Origin of the sequence: Draconibacterium sp. (assembly GCF_041583095.1) — a bacterium.
In the GTDB taxonomy this organism is placed as follows: Bacteria; Bacteroidota; Bacteroidia; order Bacteroidales; family Prolixibacteraceae; genus Draconibacterium.
In genome coordinates, this window is record NZ_JBFHGM010000025.1 from 21,214 (window position 1) to 32,973 (window position 11,760).

General features: G+C 41.0%; 12 protein-coding genes. 3 read left to right on the forward strand and 9 right to left on the reverse strand.

The genetic code is table 11. The features are described from left to right. Nucleotides 1-17: 17 nt before the first annotated feature. From ABZB17_RS04080 to ABZB17_RS04105, 6 genes are all read right to left on the reverse strand, one after another. Nucleotides 18-785 carry a TIGR02757 family protein gene (locus ABZB17_RS04080; RefSeq protein ID WP_372648218.1) on the reverse strand — a complete coding sequence of 256 codons (768 nt, stop codon included), beginning with the start codon at nucleotides 783-785 and terminating at the stop codon, nucleotides 18-20. An 87-nt stretch (nucleotides 786-872) separates the two neighbouring features. After that, entirely contained in the window at nucleotides 873-1,523 is a 651-nt protein-coding gene (locus tag ABZB17_RS04085) for an ABC transporter ATP-binding protein (RefSeq protein ID WP_303920859.1), read from the reverse strand. Between the two features lie 29 nt (nucleotides 1,524-1,552). Beyond that, on the reverse strand, nucleotides 1,553-2,581 hold the full coding sequence (locus ABZB17_RS04090; protein ID WP_372648219.1) for a calcium/sodium antiporter: 1,029 nt from the start codon (nucleotides 2,579-2,581) through the stop codon (nucleotides 1,553-1,555). 18 nt (nucleotides 2,582-2,599) lie between these two features. Next, nucleotides 2,600-2,866 (reverse strand): twin-arginine translocase TatA/TatE family subunit, encoded by a 267-nt coding sequence (locus ABZB17_RS04095; RefSeq protein WP_045031653.1) that lies wholly within the window; start codon nucleotides 2,864-2,866, stop codon nucleotides 2,600-2,602. A 213-nt stretch (nucleotides 2,867-3,079) separates the two neighbouring features. Beyond that, nucleotides 3,080-6,082 carry a protein translocase subunit SecDF gene (secDF, locus tag ABZB17_RS04100; protein ID WP_372648220.1) on the reverse strand — a complete coding sequence of 1,001 codons (3,003 nt, stop codon included), beginning with the start codon at nucleotides 6,080-6,082 and terminating at the stop codon, nucleotides 3,080-3,082. A gap of 102 nt (nucleotides 6,083-6,184) precedes the next feature. Next, nucleotides 6,185-6,592, reverse strand: a complete 408-nt coding sequence (locus tag ABZB17_RS04105; protein WP_319499858.1) for a hypothetical protein — start codon at nucleotides 6,590-6,592, stop codon at nucleotides 6,185-6,187. A gap of 166 nt (nucleotides 6,593-6,758) precedes the next feature. Here ABZB17_RS04105 and ABZB17_RS04110 point away from each other — a divergent pair, with 166 nt between their 5' ends. The 3 genes from ABZB17_RS04110 to ABZB17_RS04120 all read left to right on the forward strand — a co-directional run bounded on the left by ABZB17_RS04110 (nucleotide 6,759) and on the right by ABZB17_RS04120 (nucleotide 9,445). After that, a complete protein-coding gene (locus tag ABZB17_RS04110) occupies nucleotides 6,759-7,184 on the forward strand; it encodes a gamma-glutamylcyclotransferase family protein (RefSeq protein ID WP_372648221.1) in 426 nt (141 codons plus the stop codon). A gap of 160 nt (nucleotides 7,185-7,344) precedes the next feature. After that, nucleotides 7,345-8,802, forward strand: coding sequence for a TolB family protein (locus ABZB17_RS04115; RefSeq protein WP_372648222.1), 1,458 nt, complete (start codon nucleotides 7,345-7,347; stop codon nucleotides 8,800-8,802). A gap of 46 nt (nucleotides 8,803-8,848) precedes the next feature. Further along, the gene (locus ABZB17_RS04120) at nucleotides 8,849-9,445 is read left to right on the forward strand and encodes a hypothetical protein (protein ID WP_372648223.1); all 597 of its coding nucleotides are present in this window, start codon (nucleotides 8,849-8,851) and stop codon (nucleotides 9,443-9,445) included. Between the two features lie 32 nt (nucleotides 9,446-9,477). On the opposite strand, the gene ABZB17_RS04125 is transcribed toward ABZB17_RS04120, so the two are convergent. From ABZB17_RS04125 to ABZB17_RS04135, 3 genes are all read right to left on the reverse strand, one after another. Then, nucleotides 9,478-9,903 (reverse strand): aspartyl protease family protein, encoded by a 426-nt coding sequence (locus ABZB17_RS04125; RefSeq protein ID WP_372648224.1) that lies wholly within the window; start codon nucleotides 9,901-9,903, stop codon nucleotides 9,478-9,480. Between the two features lie 336 nt (nucleotides 9,904-10,239). After that, entirely contained in the window at nucleotides 10,240-11,160 is a 921-nt protein-coding gene (locus ABZB17_RS04130) for a malate dehydrogenase (protein ID WP_372648225.1), read from the reverse strand. Between the two features lie 399 nt (nucleotides 11,161-11,559). Continuing rightward, nucleotides 11,560-11,760 (reverse strand): hypothetical protein (locus ABZB17_RS04135; protein ID WP_372648226.1); only part of this gene is annotated, 201 nt, incomplete at its 5' end.

Below are 11,760 nucleotides of genomic sequence, written 5' to 3' on the forward strand. Positions count from 1 at the left end.
AAACGAAAACACAAAGGTTAGAATTTTTCGAAAACACCCAATCCAAACAAGGCAAAATCATATTTAATAGGGTCGTCCGGATCGAATTCACGCAAAATGCTGGTAATTTCTTCCACCGCTTTCCAGTCGTTTGAGCGGCGTTGTAGCAGCCCTAGCTTACGTCCCACATTTCCGGAGTGTACATCAAGCGGTAACATCAAGGCCGATTGCGGAATTCCTTTCCATAAACCAAAATCCACTCCCGATTTATCGTTACGACACATCCAGCGCAAATACATGTTCAGGCGTTTGGCCGACGCCCCTTTGGTAACATTTGAAATATGTTTGCGTGTTCGTTCGCCTTCCGTTTCGAAAAATACAGAATGGAAGTGTGCCAATGCAGATTTTACTGTCTGCTTCTGTTGAAATCCACGTTCAAAAACGGCTTGCAAACCACCCTGATTATTATAAATATTTCGTAGCGAGCGTATAAAATAAATACAATCGTCGCCGTTAAATGTGCGGTGCACAAACTTTTGGAGGCGGTCAAGCTCCTTTTCCGAGGCGTTTAATACAAAGTCATGTGGTTGATCATCAAGCAAAGCCATTAAACGCAAGGCATTTTTTATAATAGCCGCCCGGTTTCCCCAGGCAATGGTTGCTGCCAGAAAACCGGCAATCTCAATATTTTCTTTTTCGATAAACTGCTTGGGAACCTGAATCGGATCGGTTTCAATAAATTCGGATCGGTTGTACTCTTCAACTTTTTCGTCGAGGAAATCTTTTAGATCAGCTATTTTCTCCATTCTTCAATTTTATGAGAAGATTGATACTGGATACTCGATAGCGGATACTGGATGCTGGATACTGCGACTGCTCACTGGCGACTTTTTTCACTCGATAATTCCGTCTTTGATGTGGATAATCCGGTCGGACTGTTCGGCAAAATGATCATCGTGCGTAACAATAATAAAAGTTTGCCCCAAATCGTCGCGTAATTTAAAAAGCAGGTCGTGCAATTCGTCGCGGTTGGTGGAATCGAGGTTTCCCGATGGTTCATCGGCCATTACCACCGATGGGCTGTTTATCAGCGCACGGGCCATCGCCACCCGTTGTTTTTCGCCACCCGACAATTCAGATGGTTTATGTGTCATGCGGTCGGCCAGTCCCAAATAATCGATCAGTTCTTTTGCACGCGCTTCGGCTTTTGCCTTTGGTGTTTTGGCAATAAAAGCCGGGATACAAACATTCTCCAGTGCGGTAAACTCGGGTAGTAAATGATGAAACTGGAATACAAAACCAATTTCGCGGTTCCGAAATTCTGCCAGCTTATTATCGTTGAGATCAGATATTTTTGTGTCGTTAAAAAAAAGTTCACCGCTGTCGGGTTTACTTAGTGTTCCGAGAATTTGCAACAGAGTAGTTTTCCCTGCCCCACTGGCTCCAACGATGGAATACAGTTTTCCTTTTGGAATATCCAGGTCAATTCCTTTCAGCACCTCAAGTGCTCCGAACGATTTTGTTATGTTTTCAGCTCTTATCAATGCAATTATTTATAGGATAAACACAAATTTTACAGCTTTAGTATTTCGTACAACACATATGCCAGGTAAGCCAATAAGAGCACAACTCCTGTAAGTTTCCCAACTTTCCAGCGTTGAACCAGTAAAAGTACGATCAGTAACAATACCGATCCTGACAAAATGAGCGACGAACCCAGCAGGTTTCCACCGGCTTCGATAGTACCTCCCGAAATAAGCATTACTAGGATGAAAGGGAATCCTAATCCAACCAGAATATCGAAAATATTCGAACCGATGGCATTACTTACAGCCATATCGCCACGTCCCTGGCGTGCCACAATTAGTGATGAAAACAAATCAGGAATTGAAGTTCCGATGGCCAATACGGTGAGTGCAATTATTGCTTCAGGAATATTTAATTCGTGCGAAATAACAACAGCCAGCTCAACCAACACCCAACTTAATGCGGCAATTAAAACGATGGAGACAAAAAATACCAGGTAGTAACGTTTGGGTTTCGGAAAAATAAAACACAATACGCGATCGAATGGCGCCAGAATTCCTTTCGGGTTACAATCGTGTTCTTCTTCCTCATCACGTTGATTGTCTTCGTATTTAAACCACTTTCGCCAGTAAACCACAGCAATAACATACAGCACATAAACACTCAGAAAAACGCCGGTTTCCCAAATTTCCAGTTTACCATCCCAGATAAAAACCACCAGGAGCGCCACTGAAAGCGAGTAAAAAATCAGATCGCGAATTACCGGACTTTTTGTTAATGTAGCTTTTCGCACCAATGCCGAAGCGCCAACAATTACCAGCAGATTGAAAATGGCACTTCCTACAATACTGCCGATACCGATTGCCTGGTGTTCGCCGGGTTTTATAACGGCAAACAAAGCCACGAACAACTCCGGGGCACTCGATCCCACAGCCATTAATGTAGCTCCGGCAGCATCGCTCGATAAGCGCAGGTCTTTCGAAATTTTATCCAAAGACGATATAAAAAACAAATCGACAACACGGGCAAGCAAAATAAAGCAAGCCAGCAACGCCAATATGGAAAGTATAATCATTAAAATGATTTTTTGTGTTTAATCCTTCAACTTGTCGGTAATACCTTTTTGTATGTCAGTAGTTTCCTTTTTTACCGTTGAAGAAACCTCATCAATGTCCTTTTTAATATCAGAAGTATGGTTATCGAGTTCGCGTTTTATTTCGTTTGTGGCTTTCTTAAACTCACGCATTCCTTTCCCCAGTGTTTTGGCAATATCGGGTATCGCTTTCGATCCGAAAAACAACAATGCCAATAGCATCACCAAAACTATCTCACCACCACTTATGAATAATAAATACTGCATCGTTAAAATTGATTTAGATCACAAATATATAAAAAGTTGGAAGTCGGAAGACCGAAGTCGGAAGATAGTTTTTGAAACTTGAATACATAAATTTAAAAGAAGAATTCCTGTTCCTTTATTGCCAGAAAAAAAGGATGTCATCCCAATTAAGCGATGACATCCTTTGTATAAATTCAGTCTTCCGTCTTCTGACTTCTGACTTTGGTCTTCAAACTATTTTTTGCGTTTTGCAACTACTTTGGCTACACGGTTACGTGTATCGTGTGCAATTGGTGTTGCAATGAAAAGCGATGAGTAAGTACCCACAACTACACCCACCAACAAAGCAAACGTAAAGCCGCGAATGGTAGCTCCACCAAATAAGAAGATAGCTAACAATACCACGAAAGTTGACAGTGATGTACTGAAGGTACGACGCAGCGTGCTGTTTAATGCAGCATCAACGTTTTCTTCACGGTCGCGTTTTGGGTGTAAGCCCAGGTACTCCCTGATACGGTCGAATACAACCACGGTGTCGTTAATCGAGTAACCCAGCACTGTTAGAATGGCCGCGATAAACGCCTGGTCGATTTCCAATGAGAATGGCAGTACTCCTGATAATAATGAGAAGATACCCAATACTATTAACGAGTCGTGTGCCAATGCAGCAACAGCTCCCAAACCATATTGCCAGTCGCGGAAACGAACAAGGATGTAAAGGAAAATAATGATTAGCGAGAAACCAATTGCAATAGCTGCATCCTTACGGATATCATCCGAAATGGTAGGACCAACTTTTTGCGAACTCTGCTGATAATCCTGAGTAAATTCTTCAAGCGTTACCGATTGGTCGATCAGGTCGGCATCCTGCAAACCTTTCATTAACAAAGCTTCCACTTCGTTATCAACATCTTCGCTGCGGTCTTCAATTCTATAGTCGGTGGTAATTTTAATGTCCTCTCCCGAAGTTTTTACTTCAGGCGCAGCACCGAACACATCTGCCAAAGCTGCACGAACTTCACCAACTTCAACATCTTTCTGGAATTCTACGATGTACGAACGACCACCTTTAAAATCGATACCGTAATCCAAACCACGAACAAAGAAAGATCCGATAGAGATCAGAATAAATACACCTGAAATCACATAGAACATTTTTCTTTTCTCGAGGAATTTAATTTTCATGTTACGCAACCATCCTTCTGTTGCTGTAGAAGCAAACAGGATACGGCCACCTTTTTTCAATTGCCATTCGAAAATCAAACGGGTTAAGAAAATTGCCGAGAACAATGAGGTAAGAATACCAATGATCAGTGTTGTAGCAAAACCTTTGATCGGACCTGAACCAAACAGGTAAAGTACAATACCGGTTAATAATGTAGTAACCTGACCGTCGATAATTGCTGAGTAAGCATTTTTATAACCATCGGCAATGGCCAGTTTCACACCTTTACCAGCGCGCATTTCTTCCTGAATACGTTCGTAGATCAGCACGTTGGCATCAACCGACATACCAATGGTAAGTACGATACCTGCAATACCAGGCAGTGTAAGTACCGCACCCAATGAAGCAAGAATACCAAAGATAAAGAACATGTTGGCAACCAGTGCGATGTTTGCAGCCAAACCTGCATTTTTACTGTAGAAGAACAACATGTAAACCAATACAAGCGCAAAAGCAATTACAAACGAAAGTAAACCGCTGTTAATCGCTTTCTGACCCAGTGAAGGACCAACAATATCTTCCTGAATAATACGTGCAGGAGCCGGCATTTTACCCGACTTCAGTACGTTTGCAAGGTCTTGTGCCTCTTCAATACTTTCCAGTCCGCTAATACTTGAACGTCCTCCGGGAATCTCGCCATTCACATTCGGGAATGAACGAACATAACCATCCAGAACAATTGCAATTGATTTGCCAACGTTTTCTTTAGTCATACGTTGCCAAACCTTAGCACCTTCTGCATTCATTTGCATAGCTACTTCAGGGTTTGTACCAAATTGGTCGAAGTCCTGACGAGCATCGGTAATTACACCACCATCAAGAGGTGCTTTTCCATCGCGGGTAGTAACTTTTAAAGCAATTAAACGGTAAAAATTACCCGCTTCATCCATCGATTTTGCAGTCCATGCAAACTTCAGATCGCGTGGGAATACACTTTTGATTTGTGGATTATTCAGGTAAGAATTAATCTTTGCTGTATCTTTTGCATTGGCTATACCTACAGCCGGGCCGGGGTAAAACTGACCGGTTTGCTGATCAGCACTTGGATTCAACAGCGCGAACAACGGAAATTGCTCTTTGTACGCAGCTAAATTATCAAGTGTCGCAGTTGTATCATCGGCGGCACCGGCTTCCAGTTCCGAAAGCAAAGAGTTCTCTTCCGATTCGTCGGCAGTTGTTTCAGCCTCTGTTGTTTCAGCAGTAGCCTCATCGCCACTTTTTTCTTGTTTAAGAACTTCCAACTCTTTAATTCGCTCGTTGGCCTGCGCCAGGTATGGATAAACCTCCTGGTTTTCGTAAGTTTCCCAGAATTCAAGGTTTGCAGTTCCCTGCAACAGGCTACGTACACGGTTCTGATCTTTTACACCCGGCAATTCAACCAAAATTCTACCGCTGGTTTGCAGGTTCTGAATATTAGGTTGTGCTACACCAAAACGGTCGATACGTGTACGAATAATATTAAAAGCATTGGCGATTCCAGCCTTGGTTTGCTCATCGATAATTTTTAGAACATCAGCATTACTGGTGTTAAAGTTTATCTGATCGCGCAATTCCAAAGTATTGAAAACTGAAGCCAGTTTAGCGTTCGGATCAATTTCTTCGAAAGCTTCGCCAAACAGTGCTACAAAGTCTTTTGTACTGTTTTGCTGGTTTTTAGTTGCCAACGCCAAAGCAGCGTTAAAAGTTTCATCGTCGCTGTAGTTCGACATCGCACGGATGATATCCTGTACTTCAACCTGAAGTGTAACGTTCATACCACCTTTAAGGTCAAGACCCAGGTTCAATTCCAGCTCCTGAACGTCTTTGTAAGTAAATTTTTTCAATCCGAGGAAGTTGTAAACCACTTCACTTTTCATCGAATCAAGGTATTGAAACTCTTTTATTTCGTCACCTTGTGCATACTCAATGGCATCATCTTTTACCTTGTTCGATACCCAGGTAAACGATAGTTGGTATAAACATACCGCTGCCAACAGAATTGCAAATGTTAAAACTGCACCTTTGTTTTGCATTTTAATTTGAATTTAAATGTTTATTGATATTTTTTATTTGATTGAATTCAAGCTAATTCAGGCACACATTGCACCTGCTATTCTTTTAAACGGATAAAAGAATTACGATAAAGCTATAGAGTCCTCTTCGGGGGAAAAGACGTGATTTTGAAAAACCAGGTAATGATACGATGAGATAAGCGGAGTGGTTTGGTTAACAACCTCTGCTTTAAAAACCTGGTAATTGCGAATAGAGTGATAATTGCGTAAGAATTTGTCGTGCAGCTGAGGCTTCGTATGTTTGGAATACACACGATCTTCGAAGGTTTTTATCGTATTTGAAGTGGTTTGAGTAATCAGGTAAACGGCGCTCTGCTCGTTACTCTGCTCCTGCGATTCGGCCTGAATCTTTTTAACCTCCTCAGGATTATTTCCAAAATAATTATCCAAAACCAAGGCAGCCGCAATAATTGCCATAAACATGGCCAAACGAACTACAATTCTTCTGGTTATTTTTATTTTAGAAATCATACTTTAAACTTCTCGTCTGCAACTACTTAAAATATTTGTTACCGAAAAAACTTTTTACACAAGTTTTTTCATCCTATTTTTAAGCGGAGCAAATATACCGAAATAGTCCAGCTTTCCAAAAACGACAGCGGTTATTTTGAAGTATTTCGTTTAACGCCAACAATTTATGATGAATGTATTTGTATATGGATCGCTGCTGTTTCCTGAAATAGCTGATGGTTTGTGCGGGCAAAAGTCAAAATCGGAAAATGCAACTCTTAAAGGTTACGAGCGCTTTGCTTTAAAAGGGGCCGACTATCCGGCAATTATAAAAAAAGATAAGTCCACGGTAAAAGGAAAAGTACTTCGCAACCTCGATGAAAATGCGATATACCTGCTAACTTTTTACGAAGGCGATGAATATGGGATGGTACCGGTTAAAGTAGAAACCAATTCAGGAATTATAAATGCGGTTGCTTTTGTTTGGATGGCAGGAAATGAATTTCTTGAAGATTATGATTGGGACGAAGATAAATTTGAATCGGAATCGCTGGCATTTTACCGCGACGAAATTGTTCCGGCAACACGGGCAGAATATTACAGACGAAATTAGTTTGGCAGAATATGTTCAACAATAGGCCCTGCATTCTTTTAAATGAATGAAAACTCCTTATTTTTACTTACTTTTCAATACTAATTAACTAAATTAAAACGTCATGATCAAATCGGCTTTCTTTCGTCTATTTACTGTACTTTTTTTCTTATTAATCATTATGAATTTTACATCGGCACAAAACAAATTGGGTATTTTCGATAACCACACCGATATTGGCGCCTGCAATCATCAGGGTTTTGCATCGTTCAATCCAAGCGATCAAACATACACCATCGGTGGATCGGGATTTAATATGTGGTTTGCCGACGACCAGTTTCATTACCTGTGGACTACACTTCAGGGCGATTTTATTTTGCGAGCCGAAGTGAAATTTCTTGGCAATGGTGTTGATCCGCACCGCAAAGTTGGTTTGATGGTTCGGAATAACCTCGACAGCAATTCGTCACATGCCAATGCAACTGTTCATGGCGACGGGCTTACATCTTTGCAATACCGAAAAGATGTAGGAGCAGACACAGAAGAAGTTAAGTCGGAAGATCAGGCACCGAATGTTATTCAGCTGGAAAGAAAAGGCTCCACTTTCATTATGTCGACCGCCAGGTTTGGAGAACCGTTTAAAGTGGTTCAACTTGACAATCTTTCGCTCGACAATGAAGTTTATGTGGGAATATATGTTTGTGCACACAATGCAGACGTTATGGAAAGTGCCGTTTACCGGAATGTGCGAATCATACGCCCCGAAAAAGAAGACTATGTACCTTACCGTGATTACATTGGAAGCAACCTTGAAATACTGGATATTGAAAGCGGATTGCGAAAAGTGATCCACCATTCGGCGCATTCGATTCAGGCACCTAACTGGACTCCTGATAATGAAAAGCTGATCTATAATTCAAAAGGACATTTATTCACCTACCAGTTGGCAACAGGTGAAATAAATCCGCTGAATACCGGATTTGCTACCAATAACAACAACGACCATGTTTTAACTTTCGATGGAGGTTTGCTGGGCATTTCGCATCACAGTGCTGATAACGATGGTAAATCCACGATCTACTACCTGCCGGCCAAAGGCGATTCCACACCTGTTCGGGTTACAAAAACAGGACTTGGGGCCTCGTATTTTCATGGCTGGTCGCCCGATAAAAAAACGATGGTCTTTACCGGCGAACGAAACGGGCAATACGATATATACGGTGTTGATGTTGCCACTGGCGAAGAAACACAACTGACCAACGAAAAAACACTTGATGACGGACCGGAATACAGCCCCGATGGGAAATACATTTTCTTCAATTCGGCCCGAAGCGGAAAAATGCAATTGTGGCGAATGGATGCCGATGGCAAAAATCAGGTACAGCTGACCGACGACAAATACAACGACTGGTTCCCGCATGTAAGCCCTGATAAAAAGTGGATCGTATTCATTTCATTTCCTGAAGATATTGATCCCGCAGATCATCCGTTTTACAAACATTGTCTTATTCGCTTAATGCCATACGAAGGAGGCCAACCGCGAATTATAGCCTACATTTACGGCGGACAGGGATCGATAAATGTTCCAAGCTGGTCGCCCGACAGCAAGAAGATTGCATTTGTGACCAACAGCGATTAAGCCATAACGAATTCGCTTACGGAACTAAATCACTAAAACGTATGCCATGCTAAAAAAAATTGTTTTCTTCTTCGTGCTGTCAGCCTTACTAATTCCGATAAGTTGCAAGGATAATAACCGAGGTTCAGCCGAAGAAGGAAAGTTGGAAAATGGAATCTATTCCAGTCCCTATTTCAAATTAAGTATGAATGTTCCTGAAAGCTGGACAGCTGACACGTTGGGTAAAGTTGAAAAGAAGGCACCTGCAACCGAGGCGGATAAAAAGGATACTGTTCTGGTAGCCAATTTGCTCACCATTTATCAGGAAAATGAAAAAGAGGAATTTAAACCCAATCTTTCGATAATAGCAGAAAGGTGCATACTTTACCCGGACCTAAAAAACGAAAAAGATTATTTATTGCAGGTCCAAAAACAATATGCAGATTTAAATCCCATCACTTCCGAGATAGAGAAAACGATTTTATCAAACGATATTGAGTGTTTTACTTTCGATCTTACAATGACAATTCAGGAGATGACGATGCAACAAACTCATTTCGCCTTGAAAAGGAATGATTTTTATATCGATATCGCGATCACGTATCAAACAGAGAAACAAAAGCAAGAATTGGAGACAATTGCAAATTCGTTAAAACTAAATTAACGCCATGCGCAATCCTTTAAGATCCGGATTAGTTACTCTGACAACTTAAGCACCCGCCGTTTATAATCAATAACAGCATTGTATTTCAACAGGAAATCGCTTCCCAGCAAACCACAGATTTTATAGTCGCTAACTTTTTGGTACAGTTCGTTAATGTGATCCATATCGAACAAAGCAACTTTCATCGCCTCTACTTTCAACTTTCCAAAAAACAATGGTTTTAAAATTCCCAACGACGTTTTTAAAGGTTCATTGCTCATGTTTGCCGCATGAAGATCTTCGGTGCCTTCCTCTTCCGACAAAATAAAATCTACCTGGTTTTTATCAAATACCGATTTTGAGGCTCCGGTGTCAATCACCCAATAAGTGGTTTCGTTTCCTTCGAATTGCGAGGGAAGAATTAAATGATAGTTCGAGGATTCCAGCTCTATAATGTCGATAGGTATTTTCGTTCGCATGGCTTCAAATTTAAAATAAATTGGCGTTAAATATTCTGCATTAACGGGAATTGACAACAGGAATAAAACAGAACTGCCTTTGAAAGGCAAAAGCAGCCAAATGTAGGCTCCCCTCAAGCGGGGAACTCCCGATAGGGTGAGGGGTAAAGGAACATATAATTACATAACGAACCATTACTTGCTTTACCCTTTTGTCTGTCGACATTTTCCCTTTCATAGGGAAAACAGCTTACAGATTTGGACAGAATAAGTTTTAGACTAATGAAAATTTAGGATGGAACAAAAAAAGGCCCGCAAAAATTGCGAGCCTCTGTATGCTGTTTTTAATCTTTCGAATTATAGTAAAGCGTTCACTGCTGAAACACCTTCTGCACTTGCAGCCAGTTTTTCTTTTTCAGCATCAGTCAATTCGATTTCAACGATCTTCTCGATACCGTCTTTACCGATAATACAAGGAACACCGATTGAAATGTCGCTTAAACCATACTCGCCTTCAAGAAGAGCTGAACATGGGAACATCTTTTTAGAATCCAATGCAATGGCGCGAACCAATTCAGATACAGCTGCACCAGGAGCATACCATGCGCTGGTTCCCAGCAATTTTGTTAAAGTAGCACCACCTACTTTAGTAGCTTCAACTACTTCGGCTTGTTTCTCTTCACTTAAAAATTCAGTTACAGGAACACTGTTACGAACGGCTTTCTCAATCAACGGAACCATACCGGTATCGCTGTGTCCACCAATTACCATAGCCGAGATGTCAGACTGTGCACATTCCAATGCTTCAGCCAATCTGTATTTAAAACGTGCGCTATCCAAAGCACCACCCATACCGATAATGCGGTTTTTAGGAAGACCTGTAGCTTTGTGTGCCAGGTAAGCCATTGTATCCATTGGGTTACTAACCACAATAATGATTACGTTTGGCGACTCAGCGATCAATTTTTCAGCAACGTCTTTTACAATTCCGGCATTAATACCGATCAACTCTTCACGAGTCATTCCCGGTTTACGTGGAATACCACTGGTAATTACTGCAACATCGCTACCAGCTGTTTTTGTGTAATCGTTAGTGGCACCAACGATAGTTGAGTCAAAACCGTTTAACGAAGCAGTTTGCATCAAATCCATTGCTTTACCTTCAGCAAAACCTTCTTTGATGTCAATCAATACTATTTCTTCTGCAAAATCTTTAATTGCGATATACTCGGCACAACTTGCACCTACTGCACCTGCTCCAACTACTGTTACTTTCATTTTACTAGTGAGTTTTATAATTATAAAATCGTGTTATCTTAAACAATTGTCTGTCAAATTGTTTTAAGGCACGCAAAGTTAATTTTTTTTCGCGATGTCGGAAATAATTCAGAGTCCCCAAAATCGGTTTAACAAATTGGTAAAACATACGATTTGCGACTCGATTCCGAAGTGATTTATGTCACTTATGTTTGATTTTTACGAATCCGGGGTGGAATGGTTCGGCGAATTATAAGAACCGGCAAAATCACTTAATTAAACCAGTAAGTTTTTTTTTATTTCGGCAAGTAAATTCTTATGTCACGCAGGTGGCGCAGATTGGCGCAAAAAAGCTATCATTCATATGGGTGAAATAAAATCTGCGGTATCCGCATGAAACAATTGAAGCCTGATGTAATTTTAATTAAACCAGTAAGTCATTTTTAAAACCACTGCCCTGTTTCTCGAATTCCAGTTTCCGGTAAAATAATTGTCGGTGTAAACCAGGTAAATATCCGAAACCGGTTGGTATCGCCACTGAAAGCGCGAGTTGATATTCAGGTTGTCGATTTGTTCGTTGTACTGCACAAAAGTCGACCAGAATATTTTATCGGTGAAAGT